19 protein-coding genes and 4 pseudogenes are annotated in these 19227 nt (G+C 65.8%); 9 read left to right on the top strand and 14 right to left on the bottom strand.

The window, feature by feature from the left end; translation table 11 throughout:
- The first annotated feature begins 42 nt into the window (after positions 1 to 42).
- Together AB0E78_RS40175 and AB0E78_RS40180 are read left to right on the top strand one after the other, a co-directional pair.
- Entirely contained in the window at positions 43 to 480 is a 438-nt protein-coding gene (locus tag AB0E78_RS40175; protein WP_361844137.1) for a hypothetical protein, read from the top strand.
- Between the two features lie 316 nt (positions 481 to 796).
- Positions 797 to 1173, top strand: a pseudogene (locus AB0E78_RS40180) (transposase); the annotation flags it as partial.
- Between the two features lie 77 nt (positions 1174 to 1250).
- Here AB0E78_RS40180 and AB0E78_RS40185 read toward each other — a convergent pair.
- The 3 genes from AB0E78_RS40185 to AB0E78_RS40195 all read right to left on the bottom strand — a co-directional run bounded on the left by AB0E78_RS40185 (position 1251) and on the right by AB0E78_RS40195 (position 4484).
- Complete coding sequence (locus AB0E78_RS40185) at positions 1251 to 2120, bottom strand: endonuclease/exonuclease/phosphatase family protein (RefSeq protein WP_361844140.1); 870 nt, start codon at positions 2118 to 2120, stop codon at positions 1251 to 1253.
- A gap of 263 nt (positions 2121 to 2383) precedes the next feature.
- Positions 2384 to 3445, bottom strand: coding sequence for a hypothetical protein (locus tag AB0E78_RS40190; RefSeq protein ID WP_361844142.1), 1062 nt, complete (start codon positions 3443 to 3445; stop codon positions 2384 to 2386).
- Positions 3446 to 3485: 40 nt separating this feature from the next.
- Positions 3486 to 4484: a polyprenyl synthetase family protein gene (locus AB0E78_RS40195; protein WP_361844145.1), complete on the bottom strand. Its 999-nt coding sequence runs from the start codon at positions 4482 to 4484 to the stop codon at positions 3486 to 3488.
- Between the two features lie 370 nt (positions 4485 to 4854).
- On the opposite strand from AB0E78_RS40195, the gene AB0E78_RS40200 reads away from it, so the two are divergent.
- Positions 4855 to 5355, top strand: coding sequence for a hypothetical protein (locus AB0E78_RS40200; protein ID WP_361844148.1), 501 nt, complete (start codon positions 4855 to 4857; stop codon positions 5353 to 5355).
- 363 nt (positions 5356 to 5718) lie between these two features.
- Here the strand turns inward: AB0E78_RS40200 and AB0E78_RS40205 are convergent.
- The 3 genes and pseudogenes from AB0E78_RS40205 to AB0E78_RS40215 form a co-directional block, all read right to left on the bottom strand.
- Positions 5719 to 6486: pseudogene (locus tag AB0E78_RS40205) on the bottom strand (IS3 family transposase); the annotation flags it as partial.
- A 142-nt stretch (positions 6487 to 6628) separates the two neighbouring features.
- Positions 6629 to 6847: a hypothetical protein gene (locus AB0E78_RS40210; protein WP_361844151.1), complete on the bottom strand. Its 219-nt coding sequence runs from the start codon at positions 6845 to 6847 to the stop codon at positions 6629 to 6631.
- Between the two features lie 277 nt (positions 6848 to 7124).
- Positions 7125 to 7904 carry an SDR family oxidoreductase gene (locus AB0E78_RS40215; RefSeq protein WP_361844154.1) on the bottom strand — a complete coding sequence of 260 codons (780 nt, stop codon included), beginning with the start codon at positions 7902 to 7904 and terminating at the stop codon, positions 7125 to 7127.
- Positions 7905 to 8545: 641 nt separating this feature from the next.
- Between AB0E78_RS40215 and AB0E78_RS40220 the strand changes: the two are divergent.
- Positions 8546 to 8821 (top strand): annotated as a pseudogene (locus AB0E78_RS40220) (ATP-binding protein); the annotation flags it as partial.
- Positions 8822 to 8923: 102 nt separating this feature from the next.
- On the opposite strand, the gene AB0E78_RS40225 reads toward AB0E78_RS40220, so the two are convergent.
- Both AB0E78_RS40225 and AB0E78_RS40230 read right to left on the bottom strand, forming a co-directional pair.
- The gene (locus AB0E78_RS40225) at positions 8924 to 9439 is read right to left on the bottom strand and encodes an HAD domain-containing protein (protein ID WP_361844156.1); all 516 of its coding nucleotides are present in this window, start codon (positions 9437 to 9439) and stop codon (positions 8924 to 8926) included.
- Positions 9440 to 9865: 426 nt separating this feature from the next.
- On the bottom strand, positions 9866 to 10432 hold the full coding sequence (locus tag AB0E78_RS40230; protein ID WP_361844159.1) for a hypothetical protein: 567 nt from the start codon (positions 10430 to 10432) through the stop codon (positions 9866 to 9868).
- Positions 10433 to 10748: 316 nt separating this feature from the next.
- On the opposite strand from AB0E78_RS40230, the gene AB0E78_RS40235 reads away from it, so the two are divergent.
- Entirely contained in the window at positions 10749 to 11435 is a 687-nt protein-coding gene (locus tag AB0E78_RS40235; RefSeq protein WP_361844232.1) for a transposase, read from the top strand.
- 25 nt (positions 11436 to 11460) lie between these two features.
- Here AB0E78_RS40235 and pyrF read toward each other — a convergent pair whose 3' ends face one another.
- From pyrF to AB0E78_RS40250, 3 genes are all read right to left on the bottom strand, one after another.
- Complete coding sequence (pyrF, locus tag AB0E78_RS40240; RefSeq protein ID WP_361844162.1) at positions 11461 to 12156, bottom strand: orotidine-5'-phosphate decarboxylase; 696 nt, start codon at positions 12154 to 12156, stop codon at positions 11461 to 11463.
- A 117-nt stretch (positions 12157 to 12273) separates the two neighbouring features.
- On the bottom strand, positions 12274 to 12555 hold the full coding sequence (locus AB0E78_RS40245; protein ID WP_361844164.1) for a hypothetical protein: 282 nt from the start codon (positions 12553 to 12555) through the stop codon (positions 12274 to 12276).
- 8 nt (positions 12556 to 12563) lie between these two features.
- Entirely contained in the window at positions 12564 to 12770 is a 207-nt protein-coding gene (locus tag AB0E78_RS40250; protein ID WP_361844167.1) for a hypothetical protein, read from the bottom strand.
- 463 nt (positions 12771 to 13233) lie between these two features.
- On the opposite strand from AB0E78_RS40250, the pseudogene AB0E78_RS40255 reads away from it, so the two are divergent.
- Positions 13234 to 13464: pseudogene (locus tag AB0E78_RS40255) on the top strand (chloramphenicol phosphotransferase); the annotation flags it as partial.
- A 144-nt stretch (positions 13465 to 13608) separates the two neighbouring features.
- Here AB0E78_RS40255 and AB0E78_RS40260 read toward each other — a convergent pair.
- Complete coding sequence (locus tag AB0E78_RS40260) at positions 13609 to 14568, bottom strand: endonuclease/exonuclease/phosphatase family protein (RefSeq protein ID WP_361844170.1); 960 nt, start codon at positions 14566 to 14568, stop codon at positions 13609 to 13611.
- A gap of 489 nt (positions 14569 to 15057) precedes the next feature.
- Here AB0E78_RS40260 and AB0E78_RS40265 point away from each other — a divergent pair, with 489 nt between their 5' ends.
- Together AB0E78_RS40265 and AB0E78_RS40270 are read left to right on the top strand one after the other, a co-directional pair.
- Positions 15058 to 15210 (top strand): hypothetical protein, encoded by a 153-nt coding sequence (locus AB0E78_RS40265; protein WP_361844173.1) that lies wholly within the window; start codon positions 15058 to 15060, stop codon positions 15208 to 15210.
- Between the two features lie 151 nt (positions 15211 to 15361).
- Positions 15362 to 15706: an STAS domain-containing protein gene (locus AB0E78_RS40270; RefSeq protein ID WP_361844176.1), complete on the top strand. Its 345-nt coding sequence runs from the start codon at positions 15362 to 15364 to the stop codon at positions 15704 to 15706.
- A gap of 151 nt (positions 15707 to 15857) precedes the next feature.
- Here the strand turns inward: AB0E78_RS40270 and AB0E78_RS40275 are convergent, their stop codons facing one another.
- The gene (locus AB0E78_RS40275; RefSeq protein WP_361844179.1) at positions 15858 to 16151 is read right to left on the bottom strand and encodes a hypothetical protein; all 294 of its coding nucleotides are present in this window, start codon (positions 16149 to 16151) and stop codon (positions 15858 to 15860) included.
- 73 nt (positions 16152 to 16224) lie between these two features.
- A protein-coding gene (locus AB0E78_RS40280) for an IS5 family transposase (RefSeq protein ID WP_361844182.1) occupies positions 16225 to 17105 on the bottom strand; the annotation gives its coding sequence in 2 pieces (ribosomal slippage) (positions 16225 to 16745 and positions 16745 to 17105; 882 coding nt in all).
- Positions 17106 to 17533: 428 nt separating this feature from the next.
- Between AB0E78_RS40280 and AB0E78_RS40285 the strand changes: the two genes are divergently transcribed.
- Positions 17534 to 19114 carry a S8 family peptidase gene (locus AB0E78_RS40285; protein WP_361844185.1) on the top strand — a complete coding sequence of 527 codons (1581 nt, stop codon included), beginning with the start codon at positions 17534 to 17536 and terminating at the stop codon, positions 19112 to 19114.
- Positions 19115 to 19227 lie beyond the last annotated feature (113 nt).

The following is a 19227-nucleotide window of genomic DNA, read 5'->3' on the forward strand; positions in this document are numbered from 1 at the left end:
GGATACACGTTGGCGGCCTGCGCGGTATTGACCCTGACACTCTTGACCGGCTGTACCGACGATTCAGACGGGTCCAGTAAGTCCCCCGCAAAGTCGCATGCAGAGCCCACCAAGACCCGGCCAACCCATGACGAGCAGAAGCTCGGCAAACAGGTGAAGGAAGCCCTGGGCACACAGGCCATCGACGACAGCGACCCCCTGTTCGTCGAGTCCGGCCTCGAACGCATCAGCGATGGAATTCACACTCAACCAAAGTTGTCCCCGGGCACGCGTTACGAGCTGAAAGTCGCCTGCGCAGGCAAGGGGAAGATCGAGCTCTCGATCGAAGGCGGGAAGCCTGGTCATCAAACGGTGGGGTGCGATGGCGTGCCCGCCACCCAGCGGACCTCGGGTTCACGAAGCAAGCTGCAGATCGACACCACCGCAGAGTCCGGCGCCGTCGGCATGGTCGGCTGGCGCATCAGCAAGATCGAGAAGTAGAAGCCGGTCCGATACCTGGTGTAGTCCGTGCCTGCTGCAGGCACGGACCACCGCCCCACGGTGCGGTGTTGCCAAGAAGGTGCAACAGAGCAGCACGAGGCGCCGATATCCTCCGCGAACATCTCCAGTGTCCGGCGGACCCCTCCCGGCACACCTTCCACAGTGGGCCGCGAGCCTCCGTGCTCAGCAGCGGCTCGATCTCCAAGACATCGCCCGGTCCCCAGATCCACAGCAACCAATGGCCACAGCTCGCCGGAACACCAAGCCCTCGAGCCTCACCAGCCTCCGGATCTGGGCTTCACGACCGGCTTCTGAGCCGTTACTCGACAAGATCCCTCCCATCGCCGGCGTCGTCGGCAGATCGCGACAGAAACCCGACGCACTCCTGGCGGACCGCGGCTACGACCACGACACATACCGACGCCTGCTCTGGCAGCGCGGAATCCGTCCAGTGATCGCCCAGCGAGGCCAACCGTACGGGCCTGGCCTGGACATCTTCCGCTACGTCGTCGAGCGCACGATCTCCTGGCTGCACGGCTTCCGGCGCCTGCTCAACCGCTGGGAACGACGCGACGACATCCACGAAGATCCCTCAGCCTTGCCATCTGCCTGATCACCCAACCCACCGCCACGTCCAACGGCTTTGTTCCGACCACTAAAGCCGTGGAGGCCGTCCGCCCCATCCGCAACTGACACACCATGATGCGGAGTGATCGCTATCGGCCCTGGGAAGCAGGACTGTTGGCGCAGTACCTTGGCGCGTACCACTGTCAGTAGGTGAAGGTGGTCATGACGGCGAGGTGGTCGGATGGCCAGTTGGGGCCGCCACCGATGGTGGTGGAGTTGATGGCGTCCAGGGTTGAGCCCTTGTACTGGATGAAGTCGATGCGGTCTTGCGGTTCGGTTTTCCCGTCGGTGGATTTCACGACGGGTGACCAGGTGTCGCCGGGCTGGGCGGCTTCGTCGGGGTGGACTTCGCGAAAGGAGTCCCAGTAGCCGGCGTCGGCGAAGGCTTTGGTTGCGGGCCAGGTGACCACCGAGTTGCAGTGGATTGCCTTGGTTTTCTGTGTCCAGTCCAAGTGCGAGGGTGAGTTCATATCGCCGGCGATGATGGCGGGACTGGAGCCGGCCCATTTTACAAGTTCAGTGGCTTGTTGGGCGCGGTCGGTCTCGTCGGCGTAGATCGTTTCGTAGGAGTCGTTGTCCCAGCAGGCGTTGTAGGGGCCGTACTTGGTGTAGCTGAGATGGGCGGAGTAGATCCAGAAGCCCTTGATCTTCGCGGCGATGACGCCGTTGCCGCCTCCGGTCCAGTCCTGCTTCTCGATGGGGTACCTGGAGACGATGTCGACGTGTGTGGCGGTGGCGGTGGTGTACCAGCCGAGCTTGTCGGCGATGCGCTGGGCCGAGTTCCCGTCGTTTTCCTGGAGAGCTACGACGTCTGCTCCGCTGCTGGTGATGGCTGAGGCGATCTTGTTGATCCCGTCAGGAACCCGGTTGCCGCCGTGCCAGGTATTGAAGGTCATCACCTTCAGGGTCTGATGTGAAGGGGCGGGTGTGGGCGTGGCGGAGGCCGGGGATGCGACGAGCACGGCGAGAACCGCGGCGCCGATCGCTGCCACTCGCGGCATGGGAAGCTTCATGCAAGCTGGTCTACCTGGCTTCTGGCGATGGCAGGGAAGGGGAGCGTGAATGGAACATGAACGTGAAATTCTGGCGGGCTCGCCCCTCACAGCCGAAGATCAGCAGTGAGACCTGACGCGGGTGCGAGCAGGCGCTCGAGGCCGCCGGCCTGGGGGGTCAGCCGTCCGGCCTCCTGGTCGTGGTGGCCGGTGACTTCCGGGCTCGCCCTCGTGGTGGTCCCTTCGCAGGTGCGCGCACCGCCCCGGCGGTTCCTGGGACTCGTTCAGGGGGTGAGCTGGTTCCACCACCAGGCGATGGTGGGGAGGTCGGGTGCGCCGGTGGTGGAATCGGTGGGCTGGGATGTGCGGGTGACGGTGTGGGGGAGGTCGGGCAGGAGGTAGCGGACGGCAGTAGCGGCGAAGGTGATGTTGCCGCTGAGGACGCGATCGACGCCGGTGAGGTAGCGGCGTACGTCGTGCGGTGCGTTCTTTAGTTGCTGTTTGCGCAGGCGCAGGTAGAGGGTCATGATGCGGTCGCGCAGTGCGATGGCAGCGGTGGCGGCCTGATCGAAGGTGTAGTGGGGGTGTTCGGTGCGCAGGGCGTCGAAGAGGTTGTGTTTTCTGACAGCCAGGCGGTGTTCGCGAAGGTAGGAGTAGCGGTCGTTGTCGAGCAGGGCGGTGAGCATTCCGGCTTCGACGGTGGCGCGCAGAGTGGGGTTGGCCCAGTGGTGTTCGCTGAGGTTGGTGTTCTCGGTGCCGTCGAGGTAGGCGGCGGAGTAGCAGCCGCCGGCGCCGATCCGCATGGCTAGGTAGTCGTTCACGCCCAGGGGGGTGCCGCGTTCCCTGAGGGCGGCTTCCCAGCCCATGCTGTAGAGCCACTGGCCTTGTCCGGTGGTGAAGCGTTCCCACTGGACGGGGGTCAGGTGTGTCCGCAGGCGGGTGAAGGCGTCGCTGAGTGCGGTGTCGAGGGGGTCGGCGGAGTGGGGCCAGGAGGCCGGGGAGTGCATGATGCGCTCCCAGCGGCCGAGGTCGGCGACGATGTCGCAGGTGCGGGTGGCGGAGCCGACCCGCTCGTTCGCGGCCCATCCCCAGGCGTCGTAGTCGGAGAACGCCTGGGCGGTCTCGCCCCTGGTGTGCGGGTACATATGGGCGGCGAAGGTCGCGCCGGTCATCGCGAACATCGCGGTCTGCTCGTCCGTGGTGCCCAGGCGGTGGTGTTTCGCCCAGGCCAGGGTGCGGTCGAGGAGCTGGTCGGACTCGGGGCTGACTTCTTCTTCCAGCGGGCAGTGAAAGGCCAGGAGCGCGGCGATAGTGGGGTCCGAAACGGCGGGGGGAATAGGTGTCACGGGCGCGGCTGTCCTTGTCTCGGTCGCAAGGAGCGGGAGGTCAGTGGGTGCGGGTGGTCAGCAGTGCGGCGAGGGCAGCCAGTTCGGTGCCGGCCTGGGCTTCGGGCCGGGCCCGGGAGAGGTGTTCGAGCGCCTCGGCGGTGTGCTGGCGGGCACGTTCCAGTGTCACTTCCCGGGCGCCGGTGTCCTCGATCAGTGCGGCCGCACGCCGGCAGTCCTCCTCGGTCGGCGGTTGTTGTGCGTGGTAGAGGGCGCGCAGCTCCCTCGCGGGCGGGCTGTGGCCGCTCATCGCGGTGGCGACGGGCAGCGACATCTTGCGGGCCCGCAGGTCCGACAGGGCAGGCTTGCCTGTGGCTTTCTCCTCTCCCCAGATGCCCAGGACATCGTCGACGCACTGGAAGGCGATGCCCAGATGACGGCCGAAGGCGCGCAGGTGCCCGGCACGCTCGGGGCCGGCGCCGTGCACGGCGGCCCCCAGTTCGCAGGCGCAGGCCAGCAGTTCACCGGTCTTGCCCGCGGCGACCGCAAGTACCTGTTGCTCGGTCACCTCAGCGGCGCTCTCCAGAAGCGTGTCGAGGTACTCGCCCTCGATGAGGTCCTGCACGCAGGCCAGCAGCACCGGCACCGTACGGCCGGCCTGCGGCAGCCCGGTGAGGGCCTCGACTGCGGCGAAGAAGAGGGCATCGCCCACAAGGATCGCGGCCGGTAGTCCTTTGGCCGCCCATAATGCGGTGCGGCCGCGCCGCTGGGAGTCGTGGTCGATGATGTCGTCATGGAGGAGGCTGGCGTTGTGCACCAGCTCGACCGCCACAGCGGCAGGAAGCGCGGCTTGCGGGCTCCCGCCCACGGCCTGGCAGGACAGCAGCGTCAGGGCGGGCCGGACCGACTTGTGCGGGGGCGCTGTTTCCAGCGCGGAGCCGTCGTCGCGCCACCATCCGAAATGCAGCCCGGCCACATGCCGTATCCCGGAGGGAAGACACGCCACCCGGGCCCGCAGCAGCGGCCCGACCACCCGCGCCGCCTGCTCCAGAACCTCCACGCTCCCACGCGGTACACCCTCCAGCGCTCCGCCTGGTGAGGGACCCTCCGAGGTATCGCGTGACACGTCAGACACCACAGACCCCTGTTCAGTCACCGAAGAGTGAATCCAGGCACAGCGTGTGCGCCGCCCTGGGCGCCAGACAGGGCGTACAGGACGGCGCTCGAAGCACCAGCCGGACCCTCCCGTACGCCGCTCGCGTCTCGTCTCCCTCCGTCGCGGATGGCTTGACCGGGCCAGGCCACTACGGGCCTGAGCGTTGATCCGGGCGAGCCAAGCCGTCAAGGTCGGCGGCCTCCAGCGGCCAGAGAGCCTGCGAGGGGCTGCGCCTGCGCGCGTCTGGTATCCCGAAGAGGCAGCGTGACCGGCTGTGGTCGCCACCATCCGTTGCATCGCCTTCGGCGCCTGCCGAACCGGATTCAAAATCCAATGCCAGTTGTGGAACCCGTGGGTGTTCCAGGCCGTCTTCCCGGCCGTTAGCCCTCGCCCGATTCGGGCTGCCTGGAAGAGCACACCTTCCCCCCCCACAGGCAAGGAACAAGTGAAAAACAAGATCGTCACTGCGATAGTCCTGGCGACCCTCCCCCTCGGAGCCGCTCCTGCGGCCCACGCAGTGGATCCCGTCCAGGAGCACAACATCGCAAACTGCTACTTTGACACGAGCAAGACGGGCAAGGAGAAGGAGAAGTACTGCAAGGCACTCGAAGGCAGTCCGATGACCGAGACGGCCAAGAACTGCCTGCTGCGAGCTGGAGTCGGCAGCGCAGCCGCCCTGATTGTTGGCAAGGTCAACAAGAAGGCCGCGAAGGAGATCGCAGTCAACACCGTCGGGGCCGGTGCCACAGCCTGCCTCTCCTCCTTGATCAACTGAGTCCGAGGTCAGTCATGATCCCCAAAATTCTCGTATTCGCCGCGTGGTTCGTCATCCTCACTGCGGTCAACAAATTCCTCATAGACCCTCTCTGGGGCGAGCTCGTTTTCACGGCCGTCTCGGCGGGAGCAATGGTCTATCTCCTGGGCAAGCTGGACCGCAGTCCGCGCACTTCAAGCGTTTAGACGCCCAGCTGTCAGGATCGGCTGACCCCAGCCGATCCTGAGCAAGCCTTGCTCGAACCGGATGACGGCGCATGCCTCCCAGTCGTCGATAAGAGGTGGGGACGGGACGCATTCATGCGTCCCCACCTCTGGGCGTACTCACCGGTGAAGTTCCACCCAGATCCAGGACAGCGGATGGTTACGCCGCCGATACGGGATCTTGGGTCGCCAAGGTCCTGGTCTCGATCGGGGTGACGTAGCCGCAGACCGGATGCTTGCGCAGGCCGGTGCGGCTGCGTTCGACCTCGATAAAGCGGAAGACCTCCGCACGGGCCGTGTCGTGGGATTCCCAGACGGTGGTCCCGATCTCCGCTTTGAGCAGGCCGAAAAACCTTTCGGCGGCGGAGCTATCGTAACGCGGCCCTGTTCGCCCCATGCTCTGCCGAAGGTTCAACTCGCTTACGATTCTGCGGTATTCGCGTGATGTGTATTCACTGTCGCGATCGGAATGTGCACTGCATTCTGGCTTCAGCGCACCGCGTCCGGCACCCATCTTCATGACGTCGCCGACGAGTTCGGCCCGGTGGTGATCGGCCATTGCGTACCCGATCACTTCGCGCGCCGCCAGATCGATGGCCGTGGCCCGACACCACCAGTCGGCGAGGGTGGGGAGGTAGGTAATGTCCGAGACCAGTTTCACGCCGGGCCGGGCCACGATGAAGTCACGCCCCACCAGCTCCGGCGACGGGGCCGCCTCGGTGTCGGACTTCGTCAGCCTGTGGCGCCTGCGGCGGGTGATACCTCGGATGTCCCGCTCGCGCATGATCCGCTCGGCCCTCTTCCGGTTGATCCGCTTCCCCGTGCGCCGCAGCGCGGCGGGCACCCGTGGGACTCCGTAGGCGCCGCGGGACGTGCCGTGGTTCTCGCGGATCTCCTCGGCCAGTTCCATCCTCGGACCGCTGACGCTCCTCGGCCGCCGGGCGTGCCTTCAGCCAGACGCCATACGCCGAACGAACCAGACTCAGGGCCCGGCACAACAGGCCGAGGCCCGTAGCCGACGGGGTTCGTCTCGGACACCTTCTGCGCGTAGACGAAGCGGCACTTGGCGCCTACTTTGTCGTCTCCTTCGCGAAGAAGGCGGTCGCTTTTCCCAGCACTTCGATCGTCTGCTGCTGTTCACGGACTGTGCACCGCAGCCGCACCAATTCCTTGCGCTCGGCGCTGGTCAGGGCACCCGTAGGCCCTTCGCCCCGGACGATCTTCGCTTGCTTGGCCCAGCCCCGCAAACCCTTGGTGCTCACGCCGCGTTCCCGGGCGGCCTCGGTCACCCTCCGCCCCGGGGGAAGGCCCCAAGGCCACCGCGTCCCGCTTGAACTCCGGGGCGTATCACTTGCTCGTGTGGCTCTTCTTACTCACCACCTGGACTGCTTCCCCCGGGACCCATACGTCCCAGTATCAACCCGTCCAGGATCGTGGTAGAACTTCATCTGCCTGATCACCCACCGCCACGTTCAACGGCCTTGTCAGGGCGAGCAAACGGGTTGGCCGAAGTCTAGTGCTGATCTTTCTGGCGGCCGGGGAACCGACTGTGCGGGCGCGGGAGGTTCACCCTGCCGCGATCGGTCCGAGGTAGGTACCGCCGGAGACGTCGATGGTCTGGCCGGTCACCCAGCGCCCCTGCGGGCCAGCCAGGAAACCCACCACGTCTGCGACGTCCTCCGGCTCGCCGATCCGTCCGAGCGCCGTGATGGATTCAAGCCCGGCGACCGCCTCGGGAACCTCGGCGTAGTGGGCGATCATGTCGGTCAGCACCACTCCGGGTTCAATCGTGTTCACGGTGATCCCACGTCGGCCCAGCTCATTGGCGAGCGACGGGCCGAGGGCCGCCAGCGCCGCCTTGGTGACGGTGTATCCGATCTGGAGGGAGTTCGCGATCCGAGTGGCAGCCGACCCCATATTGACGATCCGTCCGCCGTCACGCAGCAACGGCAACGCCCGCTGGACCACGAAGATCGGCGTGCTCACGTTGATCGCCAGCAGCCGCTCGAACTCCTCCTCGGTGAGCTGTCCGATCGAAGTGGCCGAGTGGATGCCCGCGTTGTTGACCAGGATGTCCAGGCCATCCGCGCCGTTCTCCGCCAGCCCGGCGGTGAGCTCCTTGAACAGCCGGTCCACCGCACCGATCTCGCCGAACCGGGCCTGTACCGCGAACGCCCGGCCGCCGGCCTCTGCGATCTGTGCCACGGTCTCCGCGGCGGCCACGTCGTTGGAGCCGTAGTGGACCGCGACCAGCGCCCCCTCGGCGGCGAGCCGCAGGGCGACCGCGCGCCCGATTCCACGTGAGCCGCCCGTCACCAGCGCGGTCCTGCCTTCCAGCTCCCCCATGATCGCCTCTCGCTTCGTGATGCCCCGGTCGAATCCGGGAACGACTCAGGCTAACTGGCCCTCACAAAGACATCTCACGAAGCTAGTGCTGTGACCGGAAACCATCACCAGGTTGGTGCTGACTGGCCTTGCGCCGGTTGGATGTGACGACACGTCCGATCGGTGTGAGGAGGCTCGATGGCAGAGCCGGTCAGGGTCTGCTGGCTGACCGAGCAGGAGGGGCTGGCTTTATTCACGAGTAGTGCCGCCAGTTGTTCACGGGTTTGGGAGGCACCCAGATCCACGGTCGGGTGATGTTCACGAGTTTCGACAGCACCGGGGTACTTGCCAGGGCAGCATCGGGGTGCTCCTGGTGAAAGGTCCTGGTCATGCCGCAGATGTCGAAGGTCGAGCTGTACGCGGCGATCCGGCGCGATCACCGTTCCGGCATGAAGATGCGCGAGATTGAGCGCAAGTACAACGTGTCGTGGCGGACGGTCAAGAAGGCCGTGGATTCCGTCTGGCCGGAGCCCCGGAAGAAGCTGCCGCCGCGGCCAACTGCGCTGGATCCGTACAAGTCGGTGATCGACGAGATGCTGCGGACGGACCTCGACGCACCACGCAAGCAGCGGCACACGATCACGCGAATCTTCCACCGGCTCATCGAGGAGCACGGCGCCGATGTGTCCTACCAGATGGTCCGGCGCTACGTCTCCGACCGGAAGCCGGAGATCCTGGCGACCTAGGAAAAGAACAGCGTCGCCATCGCCTCCAACGAGTCCTTCGGCGGCTGGACCAAGACCTTCACCGACCCCCGCCTCTGCGCGGCCATCGTCGACCGCCTCACCTTCAACGGCACCATCATCGAGACCGGCACCGACTCCTACCGCCTCGCCAGCACCCGCGCACGAGCTGAAGAGTCCGCCACAGCCAGCTAACTCCTGCGGGTTCCGTCTCGACGGTCCGCCGCCCTCACGGGCAGCGGACCCTCCCGCACAGCGCCACCAGGTCCCGCGGCCTCTTCATGTTCTCCAGGTGCGTCAGATCGGCTGTCGCAGCCACGACTCAAGAGCCACATAGTCGCTGTCAGCCAGGCCACGGCGGGGATCGACACGATGGAGCAGGGCTTGCCCCTGATGATGGGCAGCGACCCAGGCCCGATCGGTGTTCGTGATCTCGTCGTCAACCCAGGCGAACGGGCGTCCCGCAGCCCATTCGACAAGAGCACGGGTCTTCCAGTGCAGTCCGTTTCGTTCATCCTGATCATCGATATCGGACGGCTCCGGCCAGACCACCACCGCCAGCTGCGGCAGACCGATGTGGGGCGCGATGCACTCGTTCGCGTCCGCCATCCATGTCGTTGCCCAGACCACCTCGCACGGCAGCGCCGCCAGCCGGGGTCCGTGCTCGGGATTAATCCTGGGCAGGAGCGGATTCGCGTCAGCAGCGGGCAGTTCAGGACTCGTCTCATAGATCGGATACGGCTGGGACACCGCGCCGAACGGGATGAGTGGCCCATCGACATCGAGAAACAGAAGAGGCAGTGTTGACTCCACTGCACCAATGATGCCGCTTGCGAACGCGAGAAGTGCAGGTTCTGCGTGGCATCTCGAGACGAGTTTTACCACGACTCAGCCCGCCAAGTTGCGTGTCCTGCTGCCTGATTCCTCGTTCTGATGACTGTGATGCATCAACGGTGCCGCTCGGACAACGCGAGGGCAGTCTGGTGACACGATGAATGAGCACGGAGCGTGATCGATGAGTCGAGCCAGCCGCAGTGCAGTCCAGCGTGGTCCTGCGCCGGCACCCGGTGTTGCGACGCTGTACGTCGTTCCTGGCGTGCCCATACTCGCCGTCACTGCCGGCCTCACGCTTCACTGGAGCTCAGGTGTCGTCGAAGGGCATATCAACCTCGTGAAAATACTCAAGCGAGCGATGTACGGTCGGGCCTCCTTCACGCTTCTCCGGACCCGGATCCTTGCTCAGGGTAAGTAGCGGTCAGGCGAGCGCAGTGGTTCGAGAATCCTGCGGGCTTCCCCGCTCACGGCGTTATCCGCATCCGATGTCAGCGCTGAGCACAGTGCCGCGAGCCGTTCCCCGTCCTCCGTGGACTGATGGCAGACATTGAGGATTGCAGCATCAAGGTGATCGCCAGCGTCGTCATCCGCGCTGGCGAGCGCGGCCAGCACCATGCGCAGACCAAGCACGTCCCAGCGCTCGAGCAGAGCCTCCGCCGTCTCTTGAGTGACGAAAGTGTCGCGACCATCCAGCAACAGCCGGTGCAGGACATCAGCCACTTCGGGAACCTCCGCGACGGCTGCCAGACGGCGGCCTGAGGCCGCCCTGACAGACCATGACGCCGAAGTAGACCCCTGAAGGAATGAAGTCAGCTCGTCATCAAACTCGGAACGGGTCATGGTTCTCACTCTGGCATACCCTCTTTGGCCCGCAGCTTCAGCCATCACGCAATCGCGGGCAGAGCCAATTTCACAGATCTTCATCATCAGCACAGCTGAGCCGTAGATGCCGGCCTGGACGTAGTCACCCAACGTGACTACTCCCTTGGCGCACTGGGCAAGAACCAATACTGCCCACCGCCAGTAGCAGGGCACGCTGCACGGAACCAGTCACGGGAGCACGATAGCGGCGGATCCCACCAGTGACCGCCTTGATGACCAAGCCCGGCAACCGATCATCGCCTCGCTTGCTGCTACTTCTCGTGAACATCAACGGGGCCCAAGATCCGCAACTGCTGCCCAAAACAGCAGACAAACGCTGCCGCTAGAAGTGAACGAAGCCAAGGGGCAGAACCTCCAGCGGATCGTGCGGCGGGGCAGCACCAGCACGGTGCCGTTCCGGAGAGCGATGATGGTGCTGGCCTCGGCGGGCGGGAACACTGTGCCGGTGAGCGCGAATCTGGTGCAGGCCGACGAGGACACCGTCCGTGACGTCATCCACCGCATCAACGCGATCGGGCTGGTCTGGCTGGACCCTCGGTGGGCGGGAGGCCGCCGTCCCCGCCTACTCAGCGATGACGACGAGGAGTTCGTCATCCAGACGACCGCCACCCGCCCCACCAAGCTCGGCAAGTCCTTCACTCGCTGCTACTCGGTCGGTGATGACACCGTGTGGGGCGTCAACCGCCGCCGCAAGGGCATTGCGCCAACCTGGGCCGCGCTCAAGAGCATCCGGGCAGCGCGTCCCGACGGCGCCCCGATCTACGTAATCCTGGACAACCTGTCTGCCCACAAGAACGCGCGCATCCTGCGCTGGGCGGCCAGGAACAAGGTCGAGCTGTGCTTCACGCCGACGAATGCGTCCTGGGCGAACCCGATCGAGGCGCACTTCGGGCCGCTGCGGCAGTTCATCCTCGCCAACTCCAACCACCCCAACCACACCGTCCAGACGGCGGAGTTGCATCGCTACTTGCGCTGGCGCAACGCCAACGCCCGCCACCTCGACGTCCTTGCCGCCCAGCGCCACGAGCGTGCGCGCATCCGCAGCAAGAAAGGCATCCGGTGGGGCGGGCGACCACTCCCCTCAGCGGCCTGACCGCCGAGCCCGGTGGAGGGCGCGGTCACAGCCCCAAGTCGGCGCGGACGAGCCGTACCGCGGCTACGGGGTCCGACGCTCGGGTGACCGATCTGCCCACGACGATGTGTGACGCCCCCGCGGCGATGGCGGCACGCGGCGTACCGGGTCGGGCGTGCTCGGCTCGGTCCTCACCGGGCAGCGTGATGCCCGGCGTGACGATCAGGGAGCTGGGACCCAGCACGCCGCGCAGCTGCGCGGCTTCCTGCGGCGATGCGATCACACCATGGCACCCGGCCCGGTCCGCCAGCCGCCCCAGACGTAGCACTTGCTCCTCGGCCGAGGCATTGACCCCGACATCGGCGAGGTCGGAGCTGGTCATGCTGGTGACGACGGTCAAGGCAAGGACACGCAGGCGTGGAAAGTCGCGGGCCGCGGCAACAGCTGCGGCCATAATGCCGGTGCCTCCCATGCTGTGCACCGTCACCATCGACGCACCAAGTGCACCTGCGGCACGGACCGCGCCGACAACGGAGTTCGGAATCTCGAAGAGCTTAAGGTCCAGGAACACCTCCTTGCCCTTGGCCACAAGGTGCTGGACGAAGTCGGGCCCGGCTGCCGTGAGCAGCTCAAGCCCGACCTTGTAGAAGCGGCACTCATCGCCCAGCCGGTCGATGGCCTCTTCAGCCGCTCGACGGCTGTCGAAATCCAGGGCAACGATGATCGGACTGGTCGGTTCCATGGCGTCATTGTCCCGACCACGCCGAACCACCCGCGGATGGGGTGCCCCGACAGCACCATCACCCAACCCGGTGATCGTTTCCGGTCACAGCACTAGCGCCACTGTGGTGCGTGGTGTTCAGCGGGTATCGAGATCTTCGGTAGTTCCTGAAGAGAAGAGCATCGCAGTGAACCACGCATCCTTGTCCGGGCCTTCGACAGGAATGATCAGGCGTCGCCTAACCCAGGGCTCCTGTTTTCCCGGCACATCGATGATCGCTTCAGCCCAGATTCCCTCTTCGCTTTCGGAGAATGTGAACTGGCGCAGCGTGGCACCATACTCGGCGAGCTCTTGCGGGAGTCCGTCTGATACGTCAACGTACACCTTATCGAGATATGCGCGATGCTGCTCGATCTTCATCATTCGCCTCAGCAGCCGCAGTTGTAGTAGAAAGCGGTGATGATGCCGACGGGACGGTGATCCTTCGGCTTCGAATCCACGCGCTCGGTGAAAGCGACCTTCACGCCGCCGGCGTGGACGTTGTGGAAAGTGTGGCTCTGAAGATCGCAGGCGGTCTTCCCATTCTTTTCGGCGCATTTGCCCTTATCTAGGGTCTTGTCGATGTCCCCTTTCATGTTCGACCAGCTTGAAATCTGGTCGCCGTGCCCCCCCTAGGATGTGCCGCTTCCCAAAGCCGTCCTGGGGCCCTGCGTCCTTCTGGCCGATGCGGAGCGGAAGGTCTTCCCCGCCCGATCCGAAGTGTGTCGAATCAATCGTTCAGTCGATTGGATTGGGGTTGGTCGCCGCGCTGGCGGGTGCTGCGGCGGCTCCGAAGACACCCATGGCGGCGACTGTCGCCACCAGAACGTGGAACTGCGGGCAAGTCAAGGCGCTGCTCAAACTCGCCTGGAGCACACAGATGTGATGCCCCGTCTGTTCTTGATGGGAGACGTTGGCGATCGATGGGCGGCCCTATGCCTGTGCACCTGGTGCTCTGACCGGGATGGCTCGCCGGGTTGTGGCAGGCAGAGGGGCCTGCTCTGAAATCCGTTTCGATCGTTGCTACGGCGCCCCTACTGTGGCGCGGTGATGACTCCGATGAGCGTTCTCAATGGTGGCTCCAGCTCGGGGAAGTCAGGGATCGCCCGGTGCCTGCTGACGGACCTGCCGGATCCATGGCTGGTCTTCGGGGTCGACACGCTGGTTCAGGCAATGTCCGCGTCCATGCAGACATCGGATGCGGGAATCGAGTTCGCTCCGGACGGTGAGGTGCTCGTCGGGCCGCAGTTCCGGATGCTGGAAGCGGCGTGGATCGAGGGAGTCGCCGCGATCCCGGTGAGACTGCTTACGGGCGCTGGGCCGGGGCGGTGCGCATTTCGACACCGCCCCGGCCCGGCGGGCGTGTTCCACGCCCGTGCGCCTACCCGCCGGCGCTCTCGCGCCTTGGCCGCAGGGAAGGCGGGCGTGGGCCGCTCAGAGGTGGAAGGTGGTGACGACTGCCAAGTGGTCGGAGGGCCAGTCCGGGCCACCCCCGTAGGTGTTGGACGTGGCGGGCTTCAACGAGCCGCCCTTGTGCAGGATGAAGTCGATGCGGTCCTGCGGCTCCGGCTTGTTGTCGTAGTCAGTGTTCTTCTTGGTCACGGGAGACCAGGTGTTGCCGGGCACCTTCGCCGGGCTCGGGTGCAGTTCCCGGTAGGAGTCCTTGTACCCCTTGTCCGCGAAAGCCTTGGTCGCGGGCCATTCGACCGCCGAGTTGCAGTGCGTGGCCTTGGTCGCCTTGGTCCAGTCCAGGTGGGAGGGCGTGTTGAAGTCTCCCGCGACGATCGCCGGGGCCGAGCCGGTCCACTCCGCTATGTCCTTGGCCTGGGCCTTGCGGCTGGCCTCGTCCGCGTAGATCTCCTGGTAGCTGTCCTTGTCGAAGCAGGCGTTGTACGGGCCGTACTTGGTGTAGTCGAGGTGAATTGAGTACACCCAGACGCCCTGGATTTTCGCGGCGATCGCCTTCGCGCCGGAGGACTCCTTCGAGAACGAGTCGGTCTTCTCGATCGGCTTCTTGCTGATGAGGTCGACGTCCTTGCCGCTGGAGGTGTAGTACTTCCACCCCATTTTGTCTGCGATCTCTTTCGCGACAGGGCTGGAGGATTCCTGCAGGGCGACAACGTCGGCGCCCGATGCCTTGACCTGCTTTGCGATCTTGTTGACCCCGTCCGTGACCTTGGCGCCACCGTGCCAGGTGTTCAGGCTCATCACCTTCAGGGACCGCGGGGACGCTTTCCCGCCGGTGTCGGCCCCGCCGGTGGCGGTCCCACCGGTGGCGGCCATCGCGCCCGTTGCCACGGCCAGTGCCGCCACTCCACCCGTCACGCCGATGATCAGGCGCCGCTTGTTCCTCACGTGGTTCGGGTCGTCCGAGTGCTTCCCGCTCTTGCTCATGTGGTGCTCATTCCTCGCATGCCGGACAAACCGGCAGGTGTGGGGGGGAGGAGCCGAGGTGATGGCCGTGCCATCACCCCTAAGGCTCCCGTCCGGCGCCTCTTACCGGAGCCCGCGGGGCTAAACCGGCTTCGGCGCCCTGCGAGGGGCGCTGTGGCAGAGCTGTGACAGTCGATACCTCGACGCAACATGTCTGTTGTGGACTTGTTGCCGGCAGGACAGAGCCGCCGACCACAGGCCCCCGAGGCGGCGACCCTTATGGGCCGCAAGCGGAACGCGCAGTCCGGGGGCGCAACGAGGCAGCGTGAGGTAAGAGGAGACAGGGGCGGCCGGGTCGCAGGTGCGGGTCAGGCTTCTGGAGCCTGCAGTCCTGGTGGACCGTTATCTCTGAGAGAGGGCGTGCGAGGCCGGAGTGGCGTACTCGCCGTGGAAGTGTGACGATCCCATGTCTCTGCGGTACCTGCACACTGCTGCGTCGTTGGTCCGCGCATGGAATACGCCCCACGTCCGGCGGAGCCCGGCGGATTCGCCGAGCTGTCGGGTTCGTACTGGATGGCCCCGGACTCCCCGGTGTACGGGAGCGGCGCGGAGAGCCGGTTCCGGCAGCGCGAGGCGATCAGCGGTGCCCAAACGGCTATGTAAGCGCGTCACTCGTTCGAGCCTGACATCCCACAAGCCGCCTCGTCGCGCCGTCCGGACGGCGTAGCTTCGAGTGGTTGGCTCGGACCCCAGTCCCTGGTGAGGGCTTTCGCAGGCCATCTATACGTGCACGTCACCAGGGATCGAGGGCGTCATGCCCAACCGGACGCGAACAACACTGCTCACCACCGAAAAGCATGGACTCAGCATCCTCGCCACACTGCACGGCGAGATCGACTTGCTGACAGCACCTGCACTTAACGCCCAGTTGGCGCCGCTGACCAACTGCGCTGAGCCGGATGTGCTGGTCGATCTCCGACAGGTCACCTTCATCGACGGAACCGGTATCGCGGTCCTCGTGATCGCCCGCAATGCCGCTACCGCGCACAACGGGCGCCTTCGTTTGATCTGCACCCGCCCCATCACGCTGTGGCTCTTACAACATCCCGGGCTGGGACTGGACTTCGATGTCCTCAAGGACCTACCGGCAGCAGCCTGAGCAGCATGAAAGCCCAACGCACGGTGCGGGTGTTCAGGGGATGGTGCCCAACCCCTTCAGCCGCCGTTCCCAAATGGACGCCGCGCGTGCATGATGGGTGGCGTGGACCGGAACGCATCCCTACGGGAACGGCTAGGTCCTGTCCGGCGGATCATGCTTCGGGGTCAAGGGTCCGGAGGTCGTAGAGGTAGGAGCGGTCGTTCTTGAAGCTGCGCCAGACAGTGGCAGGTGGTTCAGGTTCGTCAGCGTGGCTGTTGAGGGGGTGGGCGGTGACGAGGCCGTCAGAGATCTCGCAGTGCCAGCCGTCGGTCGGCGACCAGACGCACCGCACGTTCCCGTCCGTTCGGCGGTAGGCAGGGCGGCCGTTGTGCTCACCGTCGCGTTCGAAGTGGTAGCGGAGTCCGTCGATGTGGCGCACGAAGGTGAAGGACGCAAGTGCCGTCATGCCTTCGGCACTGTATGGGACGACGCCACTGGTGGCTAAGGAGTTCTGGGCTCAGCCAAGCGCAGGGCGCATCTCACGGGCGGAGCCAGAGTTTGATCGCGGCTGCGGTGACGGTGCCATGGAAGACGTAGGCCCTCTTGTCGTAGCGAGTTGCGACGGCCCGGGAGTTCTTGAGCCGATTGATGGTCCGCTCGACTTCGTTGCGCCGTTTATAGATTGCGTTGTCGAAGCCAGCGGGCCGGCCACCCTTGTTGCCGCGTCGTTTGCGGTGGGCCCGCTGGTCTTTCGGCTCCGGGATGGTGTGTTTGATCTGTTGTCTTCGCAGGTAGCGGCGGTTTCGACGGGAACTGTAAGCCTTGTCGCCGCTGAGGTGGTCCGGCCGTGTCCGCGGATGTCCACCCTGCGGGCGGGGAACGCGGATGCGGCTTAGCACCTCGATCATCTGCGGAGCATCACCGAACCGACCGGGCGTGAGCGAGAAGGCCAAAGGGTGGCATCCGCCTTCCCCAGCGAGGTGGATTTTGCAGGTCAGGCCGCCCCGGGACCGGCCAAGTCCCTCGTCGAGGCGATGGTTTCGGGGCGTCGTCCTTTTTTCGGGACGTGTGACTTCTTCTTGCGAGCGCCAGCTGTGTGCTGGTGGGCGCGGCAGGACGTCGAGTCCACGCCGACCCTGCTCCAGTCGACGCGGCCGGCGAGATCGGCGTCCGCCTGGACGGCCGCGAGGATCCTGTCCCACGTACCGTCGGCCGACCAGCGCCGGTGCCGCTCGTAGGCGGTCTTCCAACTGCCTAAACGCTCGGCTAGGTCCCGCCATGGTATGCCGGTGCGGACCCGGAACAGAATCCCGTTGACCACTGTGCGGTGATCGTTCCACCGGCCGCCACGTCGTCCCGCCGAAGGCAGATGCGGCTCCAGCCGAGCCCATTCCGCATTCGTCAGATCACCCCGGCCCATGACAACTACAACGAGCCAGCGACCCGACAATCACATGATCCGCCGGACAGGACCTAGCGGCGGAAACCAATAGGTGGTGCTACGGATTGCCGCGTTCCGCTGGTGGGGCCGATGCTCTGGGAAGTGCGACGGCCACTTCGCCGCAGCCTTCAGGGATGCCTCCCCGGCGTGACTTGGCGGCTATGGCGCCTTCCCCCCAAGGAGTGAGGCCGTCTCCTGCTGGTGCTGCCGCGGAATGATTCCGCGGCAGTGCCCCCTCCGCACATCGGTGGCTTAAGCGCGTATCACAGATTGTCAGGTGCCCAACAAGTTTGGGCTCGGGCGGTGTCTGGGCGGTACGAGCACGCCGTGGTGTCTGCCGGTGGGGGTTGCTCCATGGCTGCCGGGCCGGGCGGTCCGGTCCGGTCCGTCCTCAAGGAGGATTCTGCATGGTGTCCCAAGCTGTGGCATGGCGCAGCGTTGCTGCCGGCTGTGCCAGTGTTGCCTTGCTGATCGGAGCGGGAACCGCCGTGAGCGCGGCCCCCGAACCGACGGGTGGGGGAAGGATCGTCGGCGCGGATCGCGCCGGTGCGGTCAAGGATTCGTACATCGTCACGCTGGACAAGTCTGTCCGGCGCACGGCTGTGCCGGGCGTGGCCAGGGAGCTGGCCGGGCGGCACGGCGGCACGCTGAGACACACCTACACCTCCGCCTTGCGCGGGTTTTCCGTACGTATGCCTGAAGCGGCGGCGAAGCGACTGGCGGCGGACCCGGCGGTGGCCCGGGTGGAAGCGGATGGCACCGCGCGGATCAGCGGGACACAGGACAACCCCACCTGGGGGTTAGACCGGGTCGACCAGCGAGACCTGCCGCTGGACAAGAAGTACACCTACCCCAACACGGCGTCCAACGTCACCGCCTACGTCGTCGACACCGGAATACGCAACAGTCATCAGGACTTCGGGGGCCGGGCGGTGTCCGGCTACGACTTCGTCGACAACGACTCCGACACCTCTGACTGCCACGGCCACGGCACGCACGTGGCCGGCACCGTAGGTGGCAGCACCTACGGTGTCGCCAAGGGCGCCAAGCTGGTGGGGGTGCGCGTCCTGGACTGCGCGGGAAGCGCGCCCTGGTCGACGGTCATCAGCGGTGTCGACTGGGTGACCCGCAACGCCGTCAAACCGGCGGTGGCCAACATGAGTATCGACGGGCCCAAGAACCAGTCCCTCAACGACGCTGTCACCAACTCGATTGGCTCCGGGGTGAGCTGGGCCGTAGCGGCCGGAAACGACGGCACAGACGCCTGCTCCCATTCACCGGGCTCGGTCGCATCGGCCCTCACGACCGGGGCCACCGACAGCAGCGACGCCCGTTCCGTGTGGAATTCCGCACAGTCGTCCAACTACGGTTCCTGCCTGGACGTGTTCGCTCCGGGATCCAACATCACCTCCGCCTCATACACCAGTGACACCGGCACCGCGGTCATGGGCGGCACGTCGATGGCGTCGCCGCACGTGGCGGGGGCAGCGGCGCTGGTGCTTTCGGCGAACCCGTCCTGGTCGCCCTCCCAGGTGCGGGACACGATCGTGCAGAATGCCACGCCCGACAAGGTGACGGACGCGAGGACGGGCTCCCCGAACCGGCTGCTGTATGTGGGCACCGGCGGCACCAACCCGCCGGACGGACCGAAGTTCGAGAACACGGCCGACTACCCGATCAGCGACAACGCCACCACCAAGTCGCCGCTCACGGTCAGCGGCGTGGGCGGCAACGCGCCGGCCGATCTCGCGGTCGGCGTGGACATCCGCCACAGCTACCGGGGCGACCTGCGGGTCGACCTGATCGCTCCGGACGGAAGCGCCTACCGGATCAAGAACTACAACAGCAACGACAGTGGGCAGAACGTCCAGGGCACCTTCACCGTGAACGCCTCCAGTGAGGCGGCGGACGGCACCTGGAAGCTGCGGGTCAGCGACAACGCCAGCGAGGACACCGGCTATATCGACAGCTGGTCCCTGCAGTTCTGACCCGCACTGCCTGAGCGGCCCCCACCGGTCGCTCAGGCCCTTGACCGCACGGTCCGGCCGGCCATGGGAGGTCGCTGCAGGCGCGCAGCACGCGCCGGGACGTGCACCTAGGC

Source organism: Streptomyces sp. NPDC032198, from assembly GCF_040636975.1.
Lineage (GTDB): Bacteria > Actinomycetota > Actinomycetes > Streptomycetales > Streptomycetaceae > Streptomyces.